At 66.1% G+C, this 21,836-nt stretch carries 15 protein-coding genes; 3 read left to right on the top strand and 12 right to left on the bottom strand.

Features of this window, described 5'->3' with window-relative positions; genetic code table 11:
- Window positions 1-76 precede the first annotated feature (76 nt).
- The 9 genes from ACOYYX_RS19775 to ACOYYX_RS19735 all read right to left on the bottom strand — a co-directional run bounded on the left by ACOYYX_RS19775 (window position 77) and on the right by ACOYYX_RS19735 (window position 15,097).
- The gene (locus ACOYYX_RS19775) at window positions 77-2,050 is read right to left on the bottom strand and encodes a DUF4175 domain-containing protein (RefSeq protein WP_422922970.1); all 1,974 of its coding nucleotides are present in this window, start codon (window positions 2,048-2,050) and stop codon (window positions 77-79) included.
- On the bottom strand, window positions 2,037-4,283 hold the full coding sequence (locus ACOYYX_RS19770; RefSeq protein ID WP_422922968.1) for a hypothetical protein: 2,247 nt from the start codon (window positions 4,281-4,283) through the stop codon (window positions 2,037-2,039). The genes ACOYYX_RS19775 and ACOYYX_RS19770 overlap by 14 nt, the downstream gene beginning before the upstream one ends.
- Window positions 4,284-4,412: 129 nt before the next feature.
- Entirely contained in the window at window positions 4,413-6,869 is a 2,457-nt protein-coding gene (locus tag ACOYYX_RS19765; protein WP_422922966.1) for a VWA domain-containing protein, read from the bottom strand.
- A 25-nt stretch (window positions 6,870-6,894) separates the two neighbouring features.
- Window positions 6,895-9,054, bottom strand: a complete 2,160-nt coding sequence (locus tag ACOYYX_RS19760) for a BatA domain-containing protein (protein WP_422922965.1) — start codon at window positions 9,052-9,054, stop codon at window positions 6,895-6,897.
- A 14-nt stretch (window positions 9,055-9,068) separates the two neighbouring features.
- Window positions 9,069-9,977, bottom strand: coding sequence for a DUF58 domain-containing protein (locus ACOYYX_RS19755; protein ID WP_422922963.1), 909 nt, complete (start codon window positions 9,975-9,977; stop codon window positions 9,069-9,071).
- Window positions 9,946-10,992 carry an AAA family ATPase gene (locus tag ACOYYX_RS19750; protein ID WP_422922961.1) on the bottom strand — a complete coding sequence of 349 codons (1,047 nt, stop codon included), beginning with the start codon at window positions 10,990-10,992 and terminating at the stop codon, window positions 9,946-9,948. The genes ACOYYX_RS19755 and ACOYYX_RS19750 overlap by 32 nt, the downstream gene beginning before the upstream one ends.
- A gap of 37 nt (window positions 10,993-11,029) precedes the next feature.
- The gene (locus ACOYYX_RS19745; RefSeq protein ID WP_422922959.1) at window positions 11,030-12,136 is read right to left on the bottom strand and encodes a prenyltransferase/squalene oxidase repeat-containing protein; all 1,107 of its coding nucleotides are present in this window, start codon (window positions 12,134-12,136) and stop codon (window positions 11,030-11,032) included.
- Entirely contained in the window at window positions 12,133-13,011 is an 879-nt protein-coding gene (locus tag ACOYYX_RS19740; protein ID WP_422922957.1) for an SIMPL domain-containing protein, read from the bottom strand. Before ACOYYX_RS19740 ends, ACOYYX_RS19745 begins: the two co-directional genes overlap by 4 nt.
- Complete coding sequence (locus tag ACOYYX_RS19735; protein ID WP_422922955.1) at window positions 13,001-15,097, bottom strand: PQQ-binding-like beta-propeller repeat protein; 2,097 nt, start codon at window positions 15,095-15,097, stop codon at window positions 13,001-13,003. The genes ACOYYX_RS19740 and ACOYYX_RS19735 overlap by 11 nt, the downstream gene beginning before the upstream one ends.
- Window positions 15,098-15,728: 631 nt before the next feature.
- Here ACOYYX_RS19735 and ACOYYX_RS19730 point away from each other — a divergent pair.
- Window positions 15,729-16,658, top strand: a complete 930-nt coding sequence (locus tag ACOYYX_RS19730; protein ID WP_422922953.1) for an alpha/beta hydrolase — start codon at window positions 15,729-15,731, stop codon at window positions 16,656-16,658.
- A gap of 5 nt (window positions 16,659-16,663) precedes the next feature.
- Here the strand turns inward: ACOYYX_RS19730 and ACOYYX_RS19725 are convergent, their stop codons facing one another.
- Window positions 16,664-17,788, bottom strand: a complete 1,125-nt coding sequence (locus ACOYYX_RS19725) for a glycoside hydrolase family 43 protein (RefSeq protein WP_422922951.1) — start codon at window positions 17,786-17,788, stop codon at window positions 16,664-16,666.
- A gap of 177 nt (window positions 17,789-17,965) precedes the next feature.
- The gene (locus ACOYYX_RS19720) at window positions 17,966-18,847 is read right to left on the bottom strand and encodes an Fpg/Nei family DNA glycosylase (RefSeq protein WP_422922949.1); all 882 of its coding nucleotides are present in this window, start codon (window positions 18,845-18,847) and stop codon (window positions 17,966-17,968) included.
- Window positions 18,848-19,207: 360 nt separating this feature from the next.
- Here ACOYYX_RS19720 and ACOYYX_RS19715 point away from each other — a divergent pair, with 360 nt between their 5' ends.
- Window positions 19,208-20,074 (top strand): hypothetical protein, encoded by an 867-nt coding sequence (locus ACOYYX_RS19715; RefSeq protein WP_422922947.1) that lies wholly within the window; start codon window positions 19,208-19,210, stop codon window positions 20,072-20,074.
- A 240-nt stretch (window positions 20,075-20,314) separates the two neighbouring features.
- A complete protein-coding gene (locus ACOYYX_RS19710; RefSeq protein ID WP_422922945.1) occupies window positions 20,315-20,854 on the top strand; it encodes an NUDIX hydrolase in 540 nt (179 codons plus the stop codon).
- 39 nt (window positions 20,855-20,893) lie between these two features.
- Here the strand turns inward: ACOYYX_RS19710 and ACOYYX_RS19705 are convergent, their stop codons facing one another.
- Window positions 20,894-21,787 carry a LysR family transcriptional regulator gene (locus ACOYYX_RS19705; RefSeq protein WP_422922943.1) on the bottom strand — a complete coding sequence of 298 codons (894 nt, stop codon included), beginning with the start codon at window positions 21,785-21,787 and terminating at the stop codon, window positions 20,894-20,896.
- Window positions 21,788-21,836 lie beyond the last annotated feature (49 nt).

Genomic DNA, 21,836 nt, shown 5'->3' with positions numbered 1-21,836 from the left:
TCTCACTCGGTACTAGGGTGCCATCAAAAGATTCACGTTTTCGAATACCGTTTGCATTCGAAACTTGAGGCGAACATTACTGGATGGCGTCGACGGGATTCGGGAGCGTCTCCTCGGCCTCCTGCGGGGCCTCGAGCTTCTCGGCGATCTTGGCGAGCGAGGTGTGGATCTCCTCCTGCCGGGAGGTCAGTGTCTCGATCTCGCGCCGCAAGGCCGGGGGTAGGACCTCGGGCTTCGGCCTCGTCTTGTCGGTGCCCTCGGTGTCGTCGTTGAGCCGGTTCTGGACGAGCCGGATCATTTTGAGTTCCGCGACGAGACGGTTCAGTTCCCGTTCCCGCGCCCTCGGTTCGGAGGGCAGGGGGGTGCCAGGCGGCGGGGGCGTGGTCGGCGGGAGCCGACGCATGGCCTCGAGCAGGCTGAGGATGTCGACCTCGACTCGTTTCTCGAGCGTCACCGTCATCTCGCTCGCGTCGCCGGCCTTGAGTGCGTCCTGAATCTTACGCATGTGGCGGGAGAGGACGTGGAGGGCGGTCGGCAGGGCGATGCCGAACTCGGTCTCCTCGGTGAGCGCGGCAAGCTGGTCGGTGCGGTCGCCGAGCTCGGCTTCCTTGGGCGAGAGTCCGGTCACCATCAGCAAGGCGGTACGCGAGTGCTGGGCGATGCGGGGGGCCTGGGCCTCGGTCGTCTCGCGGATGGCGACCTGCAGCTCATGCATCTCGGTCAGCTCGCCGATGATCCGGGTCTGGAGCTCCGACCTCAGTTCGACGAGGAGGGCCTCGAGCGAGCGTGCAAGCTCCTCGTCCGCCTTGACCAGATGCTTGATGGCGGCGAGCTGGTCATCGGCGGCGGGCTTGGCCTGGGTCTTGGCCAGGTCCCCCTCGGCCGACCGCATGGAGCCGCCGGAGCGGATCAGGTCCTTCTGGAGCGGGACGCCGACCTGCCCGAGCCTGGCCGAGGCCTCGGCCAGGGATTCGGCGGCCGCCCGGTTCTTCGCCTGCTCCTGCTCGAAGCGCTGGAATTCGCCGGGGGCGAGCTCCTTGTCGATGGCGGCGAGGCGTTCGTCGAGGCGGCCTTGTTCCTTCTCGAGGAGCTCGAGGGCCTTCCCCTCGGCGGCGAGGCTGGCCTCGCCGTCCTTGGTGCCGAGGTGCGTGATGGCGTCGTCGAAGTGGGGCGAGGCCTGTGCGAGGAAGGGGGGCTCCTGCCCCTTGAACTGGGGAGTTGCGGCGAGCGAGGCCGTCCGCTTGCGGATATCCGTTTCCTTCGTCTTATTCTTCTCGCGAGCCTCCGGCTTGGCCGGGTCGGCGTCGTCCTTGGCGTTCGCCGCCCTGGTCTCCTCGATGAGTGCCTTCTGGTCGCGGACGAGGGCCTCGAGGGTGGCCTTCTTCTCCTGGAGCGTCTTGCGATCCCCCTGCTGTTCCACGGCGGTCCGGGACCAGGCGTACTCGCGACGCTCTTCCTTGATGATGCGCTGGAGCTGCGACAGCGACTCGCGCATCTGGCGGAGCCGGGCGAGCTTCATCTGGAAGTCGAGGTCGTCGGCGAGCAGGAGGTTGCGGAGGTGCTCGAGCTTCGCCAGCAGCTCGCGGACCTCGGTCTCGGCCTTATTGAGCTGGGCCTCCTTGAGGAGCTTCTGGGTGCTCTTCATCTGATGGAGGATCAGCTCTTCACGCGAGAACTTGAGGGCCAAGCTGAGGCGCGAGGCGTTCTCGGGCTCGAGGCCCCTGAGGGCCTCGGAGAGCCGGAACATGCGCTCTTCCAGCTCGGTCATCTGCGCGGCGACGTTCTCCTGTGTGAAGCCGATGGAGTCCCGGTCGGTGACCGTCTCCTTCTTCGGTGCGGCGTCGTCGGCCTTCGCCTCCCCCTCCTTCTTCTCCTCGTCGAAGACCCCGGCGGGTTCGGACGGGGCGGGCGGGGCCTGGCCGAAAGCTGCGGGCAGGAGCCCGGCGGTCGTGATGGCAACCAGGAGCATCGACAACAAGGAGACGCGATCGGCCGGGGTGCGGCCGACGCGGCAGAAGGCCCGTGCGGGATGCCGGTCAGGGCTTCTCATCGAAAATCTCCTGCGTGCGCGAGTCCCGGGCTTTTTCCGTGTTCTGGAGGATCTTCTGCTGCTGCCGGATCACCTCGGCGACCTGATTCACGACATCCACGAAGCTTTCCCATTGTGACATCTGATCCAGGATCGCCTTCATTTTTGTAACGACTTCGCCGTGGAGCAGTCGAGCTGTCTCTTTGTTCGCGTTGGGGCTCGACCCCCCGCTGGTCAGCGACTGCAGGACGTTGCGGAGCTGGTTGACGGGGCCCGAGTTGAGGGCCCGGATCGGCTCGATCACGGCGTCCTGCAAGAGCCTGTGCGACTTGGGCGAACCGATCTGGTTGAGCTTCATCTCCTGCAAGGCGTCGGCGATGCGCCCGGCGATCTGGTCGAGCTGGCGTGAGGCCGAGTGCTCGACCCGCAGGACGCGAATGAGATCCTCGGCCGAGGGCTCGGTCGCCAGCACGGGCGTCTGCTTCTCCATCGCCTCGAGGAGCGCGATGAACTTGGAGCGCTCCGCCCGCTGGCGGATCAGGATTTCGTAGAAGAGCTCGTCGGGCGAGACGACCTGGAGCTGCAGGGCGCTCGAGCGGCCGACCTGGGCGCCCCGCGAGCTGAAGTCCTCGGCCTCGGCCACGAACCGGAGCAGCGTGCCGATTTTGGGCGGCTCAGTCTGGAGCGTGACGTCGTGGCGGGCCTGGTGGTCGAGCGTGGGGTGGGCCTTGTCGACCGAGAAGGGCAGGGCGACGGTCTGCCGCTTCGTCTTGGCCTCGACCTTCTCTTTCTCCTTCTCCTCCCCCTTGTCGTCGATGGGGGTGGTCTTGTCGACCTGGAGCCGGATCGACGCGAGCCCGAAGTCGTCAGTCGCGGCGATGCTGAGCGGGATCGTGGCGACCGGCGTCACGTGGCTGCCGACCCCGAGGGCCCGCAAGGTCACGCGGGGCTCGCGGTCGCGGAGGATGCCGATCGAGAGGAAGGCCGGGCGGGACTCGAGCCCCGTCGTCTCGGCCTTGAGCTGGATCTCGAGCGTCGTGGCCTCGCGGAGGATCCAGCGCGTGGTGAATGTCTTGCTGTCGACCCGCGTCAGGGCCGGAGCCCCCTCGCGGTGGAACTTGAGCCTGGCCTCGGCGAGCGGCTCGCTGCCGACGAGCGTCAGCTCGACCTCGGTATCGGGCAGGAAGAGGAGGTGCTGGCGAGGGTCGGGGATCTCGCGGAACTCGGGGGCGATCGACCCCGGCTCCTTGACCCGCAGCTTGATCTCGGCCAGGGTCGGCCGGTCGACCCGCTCGATCCGGAGGGGGCCGAGCCAGTCGTCGCCGCCGGTTAGGTCGAGGCTCGAGCCGGTCGGGCTCGCGGGCAGCTCGTAGCGGAACTGAGTCGGGCCGGTCGAGACCATCACGCCGTTGAGGGTCTTGCCGTCGTTGGTCTGCTCGCGGACCTGCACCGCCTTGGGCGTGCGGGGCGACTTCGGCTCGAAGCGGAGGGCGAAGGGCTCGCCGCGGCCCTCGATCTGCCAGAAGCTCCCGACTTTCTTGACCTGGGGGAGGTCGCTCCTGACGTCCAGGATCACTCGCTCATCCTTGGGGGCGACGATCCGGCCGTCCTTGCCCAGGCCCAGCACCGTGAGATACGTGCGCTGCGGCCAGCGCTCTTTGGAGCCGAGGAGCCATCGGGCGAGGCTCAGCCTTGCGGACCTCGGGGCGATCGCCCCGAACGCCGCCGGCACGAGCAGGCAGCCGAGCAGCATCACGGCGAAGAGGCCCGTCCGCTTGCGGTTCCAGAGCGAGTGCCAGTCCGAGCCCGTCAGGGCATGAGTGGCCCGGCTGACCGCGAGCCGGACCATCGCCGGAGAGGTGGAGAGGGACGAGGCCTCGAGCAGATCCGGGAGCTGGAGCACGTCGGCGATCTGTTGACCGATCCCGGGTCGGAGCCGGTCGAGGGTCATCGCCAGCGCGAGGTCGTCGAGTTGCGCCGACCTCCAGCGTTTGATCGCCCGGATCGCGAGGAACCCGAGGATCGCGACGACGCTCAGGCCCAGGACCATCATCCGGACCTGGAGCCCGAACCGGAACCACCAGTCGAGCAGGACGAGCAGGGCGGCGACCGCGGTGATCGTCGCGGCGGCGTCGACGAGGAATTCCAGCAGGAGTTCGAGCCGCAGGCGTCGTCGCAGGCGCGCGAGCTGTCCTCGGAGGGCGATTTGCCCTTCGCGGAGCGAAGCCAGGCTGGGCAGTTCCGTCTCGGTCATCACGGCGTTGGATCCCGCGAATCAAGATGGTTGGTAAAGGCCGGGCCAACCGGCCCAGCGACTCCGACTCGACGCGATCTTCCCAATCTCGCAACGCGCTCGCCTGGTCTCAGGCGAATCATCATGAGTTTAAACCATCCGGGACATTTTGCGCAGGATCCATTCCGCGGTCAGGCCCAGGACGATGGTGGCGTAAAGGATCGGCGCGTCCCAGAGCTCGTCGCGGGTCTCGAGGGTCCGCGTCACCTCTCGCATCGCGATGGCATTGTCGAGGTCGTCGAGGTCCGCCAGGCTCAGGGCCTTCCCGCCGGTCATCCGGGCGAGGTCGGAGAGCAGGGGTCGGTTCAGCGACGGCTCGTCGATCTCGCGGCGGGGTGGCTCGACGCGGAAGGTTGTGGTGGAGGCCCGGACCCCCGAGCCGGCGTCGGCCGCCGTCGAGGAGACGATCCGGAGCGAATAGGCGCCCGCCTGCTGCGCCGGGAAGGTTGTGGTCAAGAGCCCCGGGTCTTCCGGCACGCGCTCGAAGCGGATCGGCTCGGGGGGCTGCCCGGCGATCTCCAGCTCCGCGACGAGTTCGGTCGCCTCGTTGAGGGCGGTCGGCTCGGTGTAACGTACGCCGATGTTGACCTGATCCCCGACCCGGTACAGCCCTTTGCCCAGGTGGACCTGATAGGGGAACCGCCCACCGAGCGCCTTGTTGCGGCCGACGCGGTCGACCAGCCGAGCCCAGAAGCCGTCGAAGTAGTCTTCGGCCAGGTAGCGCCAGCGGTACGTGCTGTCGAAGCCGATGAAGACGGATCGGCCTGGGCCGTAGAGCTGGGAGGCGAGGAGGACCGCACGACCGTACTGGTTCTGCATCCGGGGGTCGCCGTGCCGGGCGAGGACGGTCGCCCCGGGGCGTGCCCGCGTCACGGGGAAATTCCAGTACATGCCGGGCAGGCTCGTCAGGATCGAGCGGTTGCGGATCGGGTCGCCGTTGAACTCGAAGATCGGGTCGCTGCGCCCCTCGGGGGTGAGGTCGAGCGTGTATGTGTCCTGCGTGCTGAGCCGGACCTCAGCCTCGCTGCGGAAGAGGCCGGGGTCGCGGACGACCGGCAGGATCTTGGTCCAGTTGCCGGCGGAGCCCGTCGAGCCCTCCGCCGCTTCGAAGAGGATCTGCGAGTGGAGTTCACCCGCGACGTAGATGAGCCCGCCCCCCTCCTGGCCCACGAACTGGGTGATCATCTCGGGCCATTGCTGCCCGAGCGCCCGCATGTCGGGGTCGACGAGCAGGAGTGCGTCGTAGCGACCCAACTCGGCCAGGTCGTTCGGCAGGCGGTTGATCGGCCGGTCCCCAGGCTGGCGAAACCCCGGGTCGGCGTGCTGGAACCAGCCGGCGAATTCGACGTGCTGGTCGCGCATCAGGGCGTTGCGGAGGAACTGGACCTCGGGCGACGGACCCCCCGCGATCAGCAGGACGCGGATCTGCTGGCGGACGACCTTCACTGCGGCCGTGGCGACGTTGTCTTCCTGCGTCAGCTCGGGGCCGGCGTCCTCGACGCGGGCGCGGAACTCATACTGGCCGACGACCTTGGGGGTGATCCGGAACGTCGTCCGCTTGAGGATGCCATCTTCGCCCAGGACGACGCGCTGGGTGCCCACCGGCTCCCAGTCGTTCTGGTTGAGCTTCTGCTCGAGGACGATCGTCGCCTCGGCGTCGCGGAGGCCGCGGGCCTCGACCACCACGGCCAGGTTCAACGGGTCACGGACGAAGACGACGGGGCTGACCTCGATCTCGGAGAGTCGGATGTTGCGCGGGCCTTCGTCGGCGCCGGCCGCGATGGTGTAAACCGGGATGTTCTGCCGGGCGGCCGCTTCCACGGCGCGGAGCGGATCCTCGCCCGTGTTGGAACGCCCGTCGGTGATCAGCACGAGCCCGGCGACCGGCTGGCCTCGGTGCGACCCGACGACCCCCTGGAGTGCATCTCCCAGCGGGGAGACCGAGCGGTTCGCCTTGATGTCGGCGAGCTTCCGGGCCTTCTGTGAGCGCGAGGCCGTGGTGCCCGGCTGCGCGGCCGACTCCAGGTTGTGGATATGCAGCTCTCGCCCTTTGGCGAGGTCCTCGAGCTTCGGCTCCAGGACCGTCTTCACCAGGTCTAGCCGGGTCGTTTCGCGGAGCCGGTCGACCGGCGATCGGCCCCCCTCGGAGGAGAGCTTGAGGCGTGAGGCGAGCTCGGTCGCGCGGGAGTCGTCGGTGTAGGGGTCGGAGAATTTCATGCTCTCCGAGTCGTCGACGATGATCGGCAGGTGCGACTTCACCGTCTCACGCCGGCTCGAGACCAGGACTGGCTCGAGAAGCATGGCCACGAGAGCGAGGAGGGTGATCGCCCGCATCGCGACGATCGCGATCCGACGCCTTCGCGGCAGGTCGCGGACCTCGAACCTGTTGAGCCGCCAGAGCAAGGCCAGGATCGCCAGCGCCCCCAGGACGAGGCCGACGGTGGCGGCCCCGCCCGGCAGCGCCGAGAACTCGAGCCGCGTGTCGCCCCCCACGGTCGTGCCGGGCGAGCGTTCGATCCCCAGGAGTATCTGCCAGAGCTTATTCATAAGGATTCATGCGGATTTATCGAGATTATCGGGAGCGTCCCACCCACGTTGCGAAGATCGACTCGGCGATCAGGAGGAAGAGCAGGCCGAGGGCCAGCTCGTGCCAGATCTCGCGGCCCATCGGCGAGAAGAGCTCGCCCCCCGCGCCTCGGGCCGAGGCCACCTCGACCGAGAGCGGGTCGAGCATGGCCTTGAGCTCGGCGGAGCCGATCCGCTCGAGCGAGCTCTCGCGGGGGTCGGGGTTCGCCGCGAAGGTGTCCTGCTGGTTGCCGAGCGGCCCCTCATCCCACGAGACGCGGTAGACCCCCGCCCGCCTCGTGTCGGGCACCTTGATCTCGATGGCGGGCCCCTGGTCGCTCGGCTTCTCCTCGAGGGGCACGGCCGAGAGGGCGACCGGCTCGCCGCCCCCCGGGGGCAGGAGCTTGGCGTTGGCGATCTGCTGGCTCGAATGGACGACGCGCCTCATCCGTTCGCCGGCCGAGACGTTGTTGTCGAAACGGGTCGGCCTGGCCGCGCCTCGCACGGCCTCGCGGACGGCGAGGACGAAGCTCGGCTCGATCGGCCAGTCATTACCCGCGCGGTCGGCGGTGGTCGTCCAGAGCAGGACCCGGCCGTCGCCGACGATGCGCTCGGCGATCGCGGGCGACCTCCCCGGGTCGTTCCAGCGGGCGAGCACCCTCACTTGCCCCTCCTGGCCCTGCTCGTCGACCGCCATGATCTGCTTCGCGGCGACACGCTCGAGCGCCGTCGTCTTGAGCTCGAGCAGCTTCTCGAGCGGTGAGGGGCGGATCGGCTCGACGATCAAACCTCGGATGCTCTCTTCCACAAGGCCCTTGAGCGGGAAGGGGAGGAGCCTGGGAGTGACCCGAAACAAGAGGTCGTTATAGAGCCCCGTGTCGAGCTTCGAGCCGGTGAAGATCATGACGCCCATGCCTTCGGAGACGAGCTTTCGCATCCGCTCGGCCTGCTCCACTGAAGGCGCCGCCACGTTGGCCAGGACGAGCACATCGGCCGGATCCAGGCGTGGGGAGAGGAAGTCATTCTCGGGCACGACCTCGACACGCCAGGCCTCCGCCGCGCCGACGCCGATCGACAGAGGGGCGGCGAGATAGTCGACCTCGGATCCGAAGGGCTCGGTGGAAGGGTCGCCATCGACGAGCCTGATGAGCAGCGAGTCCTTGACGGGGACGGCCGCCCAGTGCTGGTTGTCGCCGGGGAGTTCGTCCTCGGGGATCTGGAGCGAGAGGTCGTGCGAGCCGGGGCCGGGGAACTGGACGTTCAGCGGGACCTTGGCCACCTGCCTCGGGGCGATGTCGGGCAGGGTCACCTCGGTCGGCTTGTCGTCGACCCGGAGCACGGCCTTGGCCCCGGTGAGGGTGCGCGTCGAGTCGTTCTTGATCACGGCCTCCCAGCGGCTCTCGGCCCCGGCCAGGATGGTGCGATCGAGCGAGTTGAGCGACTGGAGCGAGACGTTCGCGACCTCCTCCGCGCCGACGTCGACGACCCTGACGCGAACGTCGGCCTCGTCCCAGCGTTTGGCGACGGCCGAGACGCCGCTCTCCCAGCCGGCCCGCCTCATGTCGGTGATGATCGTGACCTGCCGGGTCGGATACGTACACGACTTGAGGACCTCGTCGACCCCCTCGAGCACCGCCGGCCAGGAGGCGTGGGTCGCGGTGATCGCCAGCGACGAGACGCCGCCGGAGAGGTCTTCGCGGCTCGAGCCCTCGACTTCGTGCAGCACCGGAGACCTCGGGGCCGAGGTCGTCATCAGGGTGCATCGGTCCTGCGGCCTCGCCCCGGCGAAGAGGGCGGCGGCGATTTCCTTGGCCCGCGTGAAGGCGACGGCCTCGCCGGCCGCGTAGCCCATGCTCAGCGAGTCGTCGACCAGCACGACCTGGCTGGTGCGCCCCCCCGAGCCGAGCCACTTCTCGAGGCCGGTCGGGTTCAGGATCGGCCTGGCGAGGAAGAAGAATAGCAGGACGAGCACGGCGATCCGCAACAATAAGAGCAGGAGCTGCTCGATCTGAATCCGGCGCCGGTTGCGCTGGATGGTGAGCTTGAGGTAGCGCATCGGCGCCCATTCCACGCGGCGGAACCGTCGGCGGTTCAGCAGGTGGATGATGATGGGGATGGCGCCGAGGAGCGTCCCCCAGATCAAGAGCGGGCTCAGGAATGAAAGCATGATGGTCCCGTGACTTATCGGGGCGAGCGGCCGATCTCTTCCCGGGTGTGCAGGAAGACGCTCAGGGCCGATCCGAGCGGCTCATCGGTGAAGAACCGCACGTGGTCGTACCCCCGCTTGCCACACTCCTTCTTGAGGCCGTCGAGGAAGTCTTTCATCGCTTGTTGATACGACTTGCGGAAAGCCCAGGGCTCCGCGAAGAGCTCCTCATCCCCCTCGATGTCCTGGAAGATGGTCGGGCCGTCGAAGGGGAGGTCCACCTCGTCGCGGTCGAGTACCTGGAGCAAGAGCACCTCGTGCCCCAGGAATCGGAGCCGATTCAAACCGTCGTAGACCGCGTCCAGGTCGGTGAGCATGTCGGAGATGATCACCAGGAGGCTCCGGCGCCTGAGCTGGTCGGTGACCGACCGCAGCATGGCCCCGAGCTCGGTCTTCCGCGCCGGCCGGCACTTCTCGAGCAGGCCCGACATCACCATGATCTGCGCCTGCGTGGCCGCCGGGGGCAGTACGGTGTTCGCCTTCTCGTCGAAGAGGACGAGGCCGACAGGGTCCTGCTGCCTGGTAAGCAACATCGCGAGGGAGACGGCCAGGGTCGCGCCGTAGTCATACTTGGAGAGCCGGCCCGCCCCTTTGTAGTTCATCGACGCGCTGGCGTCGACGAGGAAGGTCACGCGGACGTTGCTCTCTTCCTCATATTGCTTGATGTAGTGCCGATCCGAGCGGGCGAAGACGCGCCAGTCGAGCCGGCGCAGGTCGTCGCCCGGGGTGTAATCGCGATACTCGGCGAACTCGATGTTGAAGCCGTGGAAGGGGCTGCGGTGCTGCCCGCTGATGGCCCCCTCGACGAGCCGCCTCGATCGCAGGGTCAGGTCCGTGATCCGCGCGATGGCGTCAGGATCGGAATATTTCGGCGGTTGAGGCATCGGCGGCTCCCTTCCTGACCGGTATGTCGTTCAAGAGCCTCTTGATGATCGAGTCGCTCGACTCGCCCGACGCTTGCGCGTTGTAGTTGATGACGATGCGGTGCCTGAGCACGGGGCGGGCGACCTCGCGGATGTCCTCGATCGAGACGCTGGCCCGGCCGGCCAGCGCGGCCTTCGCCTTGGCGGCAAGTATCAGAGACTGCCCGGCGCGAGGCCCGGCGCCCCAGGCCACCCATTCGCCGATGTAGCTCGGCCCGCCATGCTCGGGTCCACGCGTGGCTCGCACGAGGTCCATCGAGTAATCGATGCAGTGGTCCGAGACGGGCACCCGGCGGACGACTTTCTGGAGTGCCGAGATCCGCTCGCCGGTTAACAGCGGGGTGATCTCGGGCGTCTCGGCCCCCGTCGTGAGCCGGTAGATCCGTCGCTCTTCGTCCGGGGTCGGGTAGCTGATGTAGATCTTGAACAGGAAGCGGTCGAGCTGGGCTTCGGGCAGGGGATACGTCCCTTCCTGCTCGATCGGGTTCTGGGTCGCCAGCACGAAGAAGGGGTCGGGCATGGCGTGGCGATGCCCGCCGGCGGTCACCTGCCGCTCCTGCATGGCTTCGAGCAAGGCGGCCTGGGTCTTGGGCGGCGTTCGGTTGATTTCGTCGGCCAGGACGAGGTTGGCGAAGATCGGCCCCGGAACGAAGCGGAGCTCTCTCGCCCCGCTGGCTCGGTCCTCGTAGAGGACCTCGGTGCCCGTGATGTCGCTCGGCATCAGGTCGGGCGTGAACTGAATCCGGTTGAACTCGAGCGAGAGGGATTGGGCCAGCGAGTTCACCATCAAGGTCTTCGCGAGGCCGGGGACCCCTTCCAAAATGCAGTGGCCCCGGGCGAAGACGGCGATCAGGAGCTGATCCACCACGTCATCCTGCCCGACGATCTGCCTGGCGACCTGCTCGCGGATCTGCTTGTAGGCCGATCGGAGTTCGTCCAACTCGGCGAGGTCGAGCTCGGTTGTCGTGCCGCTCAAGATCGCATCCTCCCTATTTTGATGACTGGCATATAGCTTAGCGCTGGAAGATCGGAAGATATTTGAAGGGGAGCTGGAGGATGATGGCGGCGATGGACGTCCCATACACCTGGCCGATCCCGTCTCCATTCCAGGAACCGTCCGGTTGCTGCATCCGGATCAACTGGTCGCGGGCGCCGGGGAAGTAGGCATCCCAGTACTGATCGCCCGCCATGTAGAACCCCTGGGAGGCGTAGAGGTGGGTGTAGAACGAGTGCCCGCCCGACTTGTCCCAGCCTTCCTGGGCCCGATACTGATCCCAGACATATTTGAGGCAGTCGGTGGCGATGGCGCTGTCGAACTGGCCGGCGTTGTAGAGCGTGGCCACGGCCGCCGCCGAGATCGGCAGGCGAGGCCCTCCGCCCGATCGGAGCGAGTACTGGATCCCCCCCTCGGGCGTCCGGCACTTCTCCAGATATTTGCCCGCCTCCTCGATCACCGCCTTGGGCACGAGGAACCCCGCGTTATGTGCGGCCCTCAAGGCCTGCACCTGAGTGACGGTTACCGATCCTTCGTCGCCGGTCCCCGGCACGTAGGTCCAGCCGCCGTCGGCGCTCTGCCCCTGGCTCGTGAGGGTCACGGCCTTGCGGACGACGTTGCGGACCTGGTTCCTCAAGGCTTCCTTGCTGATCATCCCGTAGACGCACGCCAGGAACATGAGCGCGAATCCATGCCCGTGCATGGGCTGGCCGCTGTCCTGACTCGGCCCGGTGATCAGGCCCGTGCTGGTCCCGCAGCGCACGAGGTACTCGACCGCCCCCTGCACGACCTTGGAATATTTGCCCCGCGTGGGTGAGTTCCCGTGAGCCAGGAAGGCCGTGCCCGCCAGGCCGGTCATGGCGACCGGGTAGGCCTCGCCCCCGCCGACGATCCAGGAGCCGTCCTCGGCCTGCCGGCCCGCCAGATAGTCGAGCCCCTTGATGACGGATTTGAGCGTCTCGGGCGTGACGTGCTTGGGCAGGACCTGGCGCTCGGCGGCGCGGAGCGATTTCGGGCTCCAGGCCGAGACCCACCCGGCCCCCGCCATCGCGGCGAGCGAACGTGCGCAGCCGAGGCCCAGGAAGGCGCGACGCGACTCTCGATCGGCGAAGGGATGGGTCATCATTTCTTCTCCACTCCCGCTCGCTCCTTGCCCGCCGAGGCCGGCACGATCTCGAACCGCACCAGGAGCTCGACGCGGACGGGGATCTCCTGGAACTTCGAGGCCTCCAGGCGCTTGGGGAGATTCTCGTCGTCGGTGTTCCCGGGATAGTAGTTGTAGTTCGGGCTCGGCCGATCGCCGGGGACGCTGACCTCGCGGGCCGAGACGACCGGGCCGAGGGTGACGCCGCTCAGCCTGGCCAGGCGCTGGGCCCTGGTGCGGGCGTCGGCGATGGCCTTCTCGTACGCGGCCTCCTGGAGGGTGTCCAGGTCGTCGACCACGAACTTGACGAGCCCCTGATTGAACCGGGACGAGTAGTCATAATAGTATGGGTTGTAGTCGTTCGTCTTGCCGACCTTGGCCCCGGCGTCCTGCGCGACGTCGAGCAGCTTGCCGATCTGCTGGATCAGCTTGTCCTCCTCCATCTTGCGGATGTCGGAGAATTTCAGGACGAGCTTGCGGGAGAGCTGGACCTCGGTCTTGGTCCGCGAGTTGGGCTGATAGCCGCCGAAGTAGTAGTTCATGTTCTGCATGCCCTTCTGGTCGAGCAGCAGCCCCCGCTCTTCGAGCGAGAGGTTGGCGAGCTTGAGCCCGGCGAAGGCGTCGTGGATCCGCCGCTTGGCGTCGCGATACTTGACGATGGCGTCGGCGGTCAGCTCCGAGGCGGCGGAGACCTCGAGGTCGACCTCGACGAGGTTCGGCTTGGCCATGACGAGCCCCTTGCCCGTCACCGTGAAGCCCTCGATGTTCTCGGACACAATCTGGGCCGAGCCGAGGGTGCCGATCCCGCCCCACACGAGCACGAGAGTGGCGAGCGTGATCAATCGATTATTCTTCATTCGAGGCCCTTTTCTCTCGGGTCGGGGCGTCCACGCTGGCGTTGGCCTCGGCGCCGGCCGCCTTGCGGGGATAAGCGGAAATGGCACGGTTGGAGATCGCCAGCACCAAGCGGTCGGTGAGGTAGAGGCTGCCGCTGGCCGCCCCCAGGTCCTTCCCGCGGAAAATCCGACGCACCGCGCCGGTCTTGGGGTCGATCTCGAAGACGCCGCGAGGCGTGAGCTGCCAGAGGCCGTCGGGCCTGACGAGCAGGTGGCCGTCGAGGCTTCCGCTGGGGAGCTTGGTCGCCCAGAGCAGTTCTCGCGTCTTCAGGTCGAGCGCGCTCAGCTCGGGGCCGCCGAGGAAGAGGGTCGTCTCGTCCGTGCCCAGCAGTCTCGCGGATTTCGAGATCGGGCGCTCCCAGAGCACCTTCATCCGGTTGGGCTCGAGGGCGTAGAGCCGGTCGGATTGCATCCCCTTGATGAGGAAGGCCTCGCCGTCGACGATGGGGTTGCTCCCCGAGGAGGTCGCCTCCGAGGGCCGGCTGTAGCCGAAGAAGAACCGGTCCATGCTCTGGGCGGGGTCCGTCTTGTAGCCGTAGCCCCAATCGAGCACGCCGGTCTCCGCGTCGAGCTTCGCCAGGATGCCCGCCTGGGTGTCGACGTAGAGTGCCCCCGCCCGGTGGACGAGCCTTGGCTGGGGCGACGGGTCGCGGTTGTAGTAGAAGTAGTACATGGGGACGCCCTGGCGGAAGGTCGCGACCTCGACCTTCCAGATGAGCCGGCCGTCCTCGGGCTGGATCGCCAGGACGAACTGCTGCGGCTGCCCCTGCATCATCTGCGGGTTCGCCTGCGACTTGGCCGTGATATATAGCTTGCCCCCGACCAGGAGCGGTGGCCCGACCAGGTCATAGGGGGCGTAGTCGGCCAGTTCATTCGTCTGCCAGACGGCCTCGCCGTTGTCGGCGCGTCGGCAGGTCAGCCGGAAGGGGCCGAAGAAGTTCGGATCCTTGAGGTCCTTGGCCAGGCTCCAGACGTACTCGCCCGAGGCGATCACGGCGAACCGGGTGGTGTCGACCATCCTCGACTGGTCCTGCATCCCCACCATCTCGAGGTGATGGAACGAGGCCGAGCGCCAGAGCATCTTGCCCGTCTTGAGGTCGATCGCGAAGTTGTGGCCGAGGAAGTTGACGAACAGGTTCGTCTCCGAGATCGCGACCGCCGGCACCGCGGCGCTCAGCGGGTTCATCTCCCACTGGCTCAGTTCGGGCGGGCTCATGCCGGCCTCGATGGAGTCGGCGATGCGGGCCTGCCAGATCGTTTCGACTTCCCCCTCGAATCCGACTTCGCCCCTGGAGGCCGCGGAGGCGGCCTTGGTCTTGGCCTCAGTCGGGTTCTCGACGATCAGCCGGCGCAACTGCTCGACCGGGGAGGCCGAGAGTCCGCCCAGGGTGATCTTCTCGTCGGCGTGACGCTCGGCGATCTCCGACTTCAACTGCTCGTACTCGGCCAACCGCCCCGCCCGATAGAGCGCCAGCGCCGCCTTGGTGGAGAGCTGGGCCGGTGAGAGGTCGGTGTCGGGGGCCTCTCGCACGACGGCGAGCCAGCATTCGGCCGCGCGGTCGAACCGGCCCATCTCGAAGTAGAGGTCACCGAGCCGGTCGGCCGCGTTGTCCCCTACCGACGTGATGAAATAGGAGGAGTAGATGGTTTCGAGGTTCTTGAGCTCGTTGGACCCTTCGGCCTCGGTGAGCAACCGCTTGGCCTCGGAATCGTAAAAGAGCCGGCAGGCGGCACGTCCATTCGCCGGTAATGCGGCGAGGATCAGGCGACGCTTGCGCTCGATCGGGATGATGAAGCCATTCTCTCCGTCGACGAACCGGCGCGTCTGGTCCTCGGCGATGGTGTAGAGCGACTTCAGGGCTCGCTCCCATGCCCCTCGCCTCTGGAAGCGATCGAAGTCGTCGATCGCCTCCTTCGCCTCGGTCGAGGCCGGGGGCATCTGCAAGGGGCGTGCGGGGTTGTCGTTGGAGATCTTGTCTTCCTGGCCTTCCTTCACCTGGCCGAGGACGATCACCGGGAGGAGGAATAGCAGTGCGACTGCAGCCATCGCCAAGCGCATCACGGTCATGTCACCTCATCGAGCAGGCTCATTCATGTGTCCGACGCTCATGCCCTTACGATGACGAAGGAGTCACATCCTGGAAGGGCTATCTTCGGCGCGAATCGCGAGTTCTTGAGGGGTACAGGGACCAAGCATGGTGCCAGTTGAATGAGACACTTGTAGTCGAATTCGAGGGCCAACTGCAAGCGAATTTTTTAGGAACTGGCGGTTTCCGAATTCCGACGTTGGAGACCCGTGAATATCCGTCCCCGCTGAAAATGTTGAACTTTTCGAGATCCTCTCACATGGCGCTTCGGGATGCCCGATGGGCCGCCGCTCCGGGTTGCCTCGAGGGAAGGATCGTGCTCGTCTGAGTCAGGCCTTCCGCGGGACTCACACCAGTCAATCGAACAAACAGCAATCCTGGCGACTTGCAAATCCTTTGACGGCTGGGCCTTGACACTTTCGGCGAGGGTGATCACGCGGCATCGGTTTTCCGGCCGTCGTTCGCCATCGCGTGACGATCGTCGGGTGGATGACCCGGGACGTGTCGCGAAATACGCTCTCACGTCGAAGGTCATCGAGGACGGCGATGAGTATGCAGCGCCATGACGACGTATATTGTCAAGGATATTGCATGAAGCTGACGTTGATCCGAACGGCATCGCGGCGTTGGAAGGTTTGTCTCGCATTCGTGGGTATCCTGATCATGCTCTGGCTGCTCGCCTCGTTCGCGGTGGCCTATAGGCTGACGCGGCGATCTCGCCCCATCTTCGCAGAGCCCGCGCCCAGCCTCGATTGGGGCGTCCTCGAACCCCTTCGCCTCACGACGCGAGACGGCTTAGACTTGGGCGCCTGGCTCTTGCCGGGCAGGGCTGACGCCCCTTCAGTCGTGCTGATCCACGGCTATTCGGGCAGTCGGCTCCGTTGCCTCGATCGCGGCTGGATTTATGCCGGGGCCGGTTCTTCCGTGCTCATGGTCTCGCTCCGGGCTCACGGCGATTCCGCGGGGGAGTTCAACGACATCGGCTTTGGGGCGAGACGGGATGTGATCGCCGCGGTCGAGTTCCTCGAGCGCCGCAGGCCGGGCAGGCCGATCCTCATCCACGGCCTTTCGCTCGGTGCGGCCGCGGCGGTCTTCGCCAGCGGGGAGTTGGGAGGCCGGGTCCGCGATTATGTCCTCGAGAGCCCTTTTAAGGATCTCAAGACCGCGGTGAGGAACCGGCTCGAGAACCATCTGCCCCCGGTTCTCGACTGGTTCGCCTACCAAGGGCTTTTGCTCGTGTCGCACTGGGTGATACCGCACCTCGACGAGATATCTCCGGTCAAGGCGATCGACGGCATACCCGGCGATATCCCCGTGCTGATCATGGCGGGAGACAGGGACACGAGGGCACGGCCGGACGAGGCCCGATCTATCTGCGATCGAGTCCAGACACATGCGTCGCTATCGGTCTATGAGGGCGCCGGCCATCTCGAACACCTTGCCAAGGATCCCGACCGCTTCCGCGACGAGATCCTTGGATTTCTACATCAGGCTTCGAGCAAGAATTCGCAATCAAATTGATGCGATCATGCTGGGGAATAAATAAAATCTAGCTGATCAATTGCCGGCGGGATTCTTGACCCTGGCTGGATGCTCGCCGGAGGGGGAGGGGATGTCCCGGTCGAGCGCGATCGGTTGGCCGAAGCTGGGGGTGCCGTCCGGGTTCCAATGGAAGCGCTGGGCACGCGTGGAGCGATCGGCATAGGTCTTCTGCGTGCCCGTCTTCGCATGATAGACGATCCAGTCTTCCTTACGTCGGGGGACTGGAAGAAGAAGTTGTGCCCCGGGCCGTACACCCCGGCCTCGTCGTTCCGAACAAAGACGGGTTCGGGATGCTGGGTCCATGAGGCCACCAAGAGCGGGTCGCTCGTCAACGGGGCGCTGAGCATGCCGAGCTTGTAGTCGGGCGTATCGGCCGGGCAGGCGGAGTAGATCAGGAAGACCCGGTCATTGCGCAGGAGCGGGATCGGGCCCTCACGGACGACCTTGCAGCCGAAGCCATCGGCGGGGAGATAGGTGCGTGGCCCGGCCAGGGTCCAGGGATTGGACATCCGGGCGATGTAGAGGCCCTGGCCCGCGGGGCTGGGGCGCCCGCACCAGAGGTAATAGAGCGCCCCCGTCGGCATGCGGAGGACCGTGCCGTCGATGGCGTAGTAGGCGTCGTCGGGGTCGGTCTGCAACTTCGCCTTGAACGCGTAAGGGCCGAACGGGTCGTCCCCCTGGCTCTCGGCGACGAAGAGTCGATGGTGCGTGTCCTCGCCGTCGGACGCGGTGTAATACAGGTACCAGCGCGGCCCCTGGCCCGAGTCCAGGCGATGGAACTCGGGGGCCCAGATGTCGCGGAATCGCGAAGGGGTCTGGTCCTTCCAGACGACCTGGTCGACGGCTTCCTTCAACTCGGCCAGTCGCCGGGCACGACGGAGCCGGATGTCGCCCGAGGTCGTCGTCGCGAGGTAGTACCAGCCGTCGTGGTAGGTCATCCAGGGATCCGCGCCCTGCAATTTGAGTGGGTTGCGGAAGGTGGAAGCCTCGGGAGGCCTGGCGGGTTCCTCGCCCCGGGCCCATCCCGTCGGTTCGGAGATCAGGGTCGATGCGAGCGTGAGCAGGGACAGGACGAGTCCGCACGGCCATCTGCGTAACGCTGGCACCATCGCATCCCTCGCGCCTTGGTCCGAATAGATCGACTGACGTCGGCATCAGTCTAACGGTTCTTTCGCCGGAAGGGAGGCCCGACCTCGGATACGCAATCGGCTATGGGCGGACTGTGTAAAGGTGGGCGGCAATAAGATGCATGAACATGTATGGATTTTTATGTATCAAGGCGTCGTTCAGAGTTCGTCGAGGTGCCTCGGCCAGTCGTCCTTGAGGAGCCGGGAGAGGGAGCGATCGGCGAGGATTCGGCCGTTGGTCTGGCAGCGGGGGCAGTAGTTGGTCTCGTTGTCCGCATAGCGGATGCGCTGGACGGGGGCCTGGCAGACGGGGCAGGCCATGCCGAAGCGGCCATGCACGGCCATCTCGGGGCGGAAGGCCGTGACCTTCTCGGGGAAGCCGTCGCCCGCCTCGGCTCGGAGGCGTTCGATCCACTCGACGAGCACCACGCGGGTGGCCTCGTAGAGCCGCTCGACCTCGTCCGGCTTGAGCTTCTGGGTGAGGGTGAGCGGGGAGAGTCGGGCGCGGTGCAGGATCTCGTCGGAGTAGGCGTTGCCGATCCCGCTGAAGATACGCGGGTTCGTGAGCGAGCGCTTGATCGTGTGGTTCTGGGCCTGGAGTGCGACGCGGAAGTCGTCGAGCGTGGCCGAGAGGGGCTCGAGCCCGCCTGGGTCATGCTCTTCGAGGGTCGCAGATCCCTGGATGAGGTGCAGCCCCGCCCGGTGTTTCGTGCCGGCCTCGGTCAGGAGGAGTGACCCGGTCGAGAAGAGGAAGGTCGCGAGCCCGGCTTTGCTGGATGCGGGCTTCCCGAGCGGCTTCCAGTGGAGTCGCCCCGCGATCATCAGGTGCAGGATCAGCCAGAGGTCGTCATCGAGGCCGAAGACGAGCCGCTTCCCCAGCCTCCGGATCGCGACGAGCTTCTTGCCGAAAGCGGACTCGAGCGGGGGATCGAACGTCCGAAGCAGGAACGGGCTGCGGATTCGCACGTCCTTGAGGATTGCGCCCAGGACCCGGCGCTCCAACGCCTCGACGTAGATCGCGATGTCAGGCAGCTCGGGCATCGAGGGAGACCCCTCTCGACAAATCGGGCCGCGAGCCGGACTGCGCGTCAAGGCGGCAGCTTTGTCGACGGTATCGGCCATCGCCCGGCGTGACTCAATGGATTTGCCCCGAATATTCTCCAGCTTCTCAATACTGACACGGTAATCGTTAGGTCCAACTTATTAACTTTGGCCGGACAATCATCTCAGAATACCCAAATTGCGACCATCTCGATGATTTTCATCGAGAAATGCCGGGATAGTCGTCCAAAATTATTTAGAGTGCCCAGGCGATTTATTTCTCCCATATTGTAAGATACAGTGAGTTCCATCAGGACGAAGTCCTTGTCAACCTGGATTGCCAACCGGAGAACTACAGCGATGCGATTTTGGGCACGTGGCTTCTTTGCGGCTTTGGGACTGGCGTTCGTTGCGGCGCCGGGCGTTGCTTCGGCGTGTACGAAGTGCCACAGCACTCCCTGTGCGTACGTCCCGGCCCCTGCGCCTGCGTACCAGTGCGTGACCGAGATGGTCCCGTACCAGGTGAACCGCGTCGTGCAGCGCATTCACATGCAGCCTGTGACCGAGACCATCATGGTCAAGCAGGCGCAGGTGAACTTCGTCGACCGTCAGCGTACGGTCTGCCGCCCCGTCTACGACACGACCTACGTCCCCAAGACGATCACGACCTGCCGTCCCGTCTCCGAGACGACGATGGTCACCCAGACCTTCACCGTCTGCAAGCCGGTGACGACCTACCGCCAGGTCACCGAATACTGCATGCAGCCGACGACGCAGCTCGTGACCGTCCCGACGGTCTCGCACGGCTGCGGCCTCTGCGGCAAGACGGCCCCGACCTGCGGTCACACGACCGTGGCGAAGACCTGCTACACGCCGGTCCCGGTCGTCAAGAACGTCCCGGTCTGCACGATGGTCCCCGAGGTCCAGACGCGCCAGGTGCCCGTCACGACCTGCCGCCTCGTTACCGAGTGCAAGACCATCCAGGTGCCGGTCACGTCCTGCCGGATCGTCAGCGAAGTCGTGAACGAGAAGATCCCCGTCACGACCTTCGTCTGCGTCCCCAAGACGATCACCCGCTGCATCCCCGTCCCCGTCTGCGAGACGGTGACCGAGACCTGCTACCGCCCGGTGACCCGCACCGTCCCGGTTTGTGCCCCCGCCGTCGTCCCCGCCCCCCAGGCCGCTCCGGCTCCCTCGGCTCAGCTCGCTCCCTCCAAGCAGAGCTAAGCGGAGTTGATTAGAGCCGAAGAGGTCCCACCCGCCAGGGCCCTTTCCTGAAGTCGAATCCAAGGGGTATTTGGAGTCTCCTCGCGTGCCGAGGCTCCGAATGCCCCTTGTTGCATTTCGAAGGGGGCGGGCCTCTTGAGTTGGGTCGGGACATCGCCGATCTTCAACTCGTGGATCGGGTCGGATCTGAAACGAGATGACGTACGCGCCGAAATGGCCGGGCGAGGCAGGGGGCATGTCATGAGCGGTCAGGATGAGGTCATCGGCGAGGGGCGGTTCCTGCGACTCGTCCGCAGGCAGGGGTGGGAGTTCATCGAGCGCACCCGGCCTATCCGGTCGGTCTTCATAGCGGCGTTGACCGATGACGGCAAGCTCTTGCTGACACACGAGAAGCGGATCCCCGTCGGGGGCGTCGCGGTCGTCGGGTTCCCGGCAGGGTTGGTCGGGGATGTCGAGGGGACGGAGGAGGAAGCCCTCGAGACGGCCGTCCGGAGGGAACTCATCGAGGAGACGGGCTACGAGCCGGATTCGGTGACGTACCTGACCCGGGGACCCTCATCCGCCGGCATCACCGACGAGGTGATCAACATCATGCTGGCAACCGGGCTTCACAAGGTCGGAGATGGCGGCGGTGTCGAAGGGGAGTCGATCCAGGTCACGGAAGTGCCGCTCGGCAAGGTCGACGCCTGGCTCCGCGCCCGGGTGGCCGAGGGGACCCTGGTGGATCCCAAGGTGTATACCGGGCTTTACTTCATCGAGCGGCTCCACCAGATGGGATAATGGCGGAGCGTGCCCCGGGCGTTCGCCATTCGAAGAGACTCAATCGCCCGGCTCGGCCTCTTGCTTCATCTCGCGGAGGGCGTCGAGGAACCGCTTCGCCAGGCGAGACTGGTAGCGGTCGGCGTTCCAGCAGGCGGCGATGGTCCGTGTGGGGACCTTGCCGCTGAGGGAACGATAGACCCGGCGATCACTCGAGTCGACGCGGCGGGCCATCTCCGGGATCAGGGAGACCCCCAGCTCGAGCGAGACCAGCTCCTGCACGGTCGAGAGCTGCTGCGTCCTCCCGGTCGTGACCGGCTGCACGGCCCGGCGCTGACAGAAGCTGCGGATGTGGCCCGAGAGGCAGTGCGCCTCGTCGAGCAAGACGAAGGGCTCGTCTTGGAGGTCTTCCAGGAGGATCTCCGGCTTGTGGACGAGTTCGTGCGAGGTCGGCAGGACCAGGACCAGCTCTTCTTCGAAGAGCCGCTCGAACTTGAGGTAGGCCCGCTCGACGGGCAAGGCCAGGATCCCCACGTCGATCTCGCCCATCGCGCAACGCTTGAGGATCGACTCGGTCACTTCCTCGTGGATCTCGATGTGGGCGCGGGGATGCCGGCCGTGGAAGGTCCGGATCAGGGACGGGAGCAGGTACGGGGCGATGGTCGGGATCGCCGAGACGATGACCTTGCCCGACTCCCCGTCGTCGCAGAGCAGCTTGGCCGTGTCGTCCGCGAGCGAGATGATCTGCTCGGCCTGCCGCTTCAATAGCTCGCCCGCCTCGGTGAGGCTGATCTGCCTCCCCTGCCGCTCGAAGATCGGCCGGCCCAGGTCGGCCTCGAGCTTCGCGATCTGCTGGCTCAGCGCCGGCTGCGAGACGCCGAAATCCTTCGCCGCACGCGTGAAGCTCCGGTACTCGGCGATTTTCAGGAACGAGCGGAGTTGGGTTAGGTCCATAAGAAGCTCTTATTGATTCTATAGCCTAGGCTTCCATTGAATTATAACA

This window comes from Singulisphaera chitinilytica, assembly GCF_049331405.1.
GTDB lineage: Bacteria > Planctomycetota > Planctomycetia > Isosphaerales > Isosphaeraceae > PoT.
Note: the sequence above shows the minus strand (reverse complement) of the source record. Positions and strands in the feature narration are given on the sequence as shown.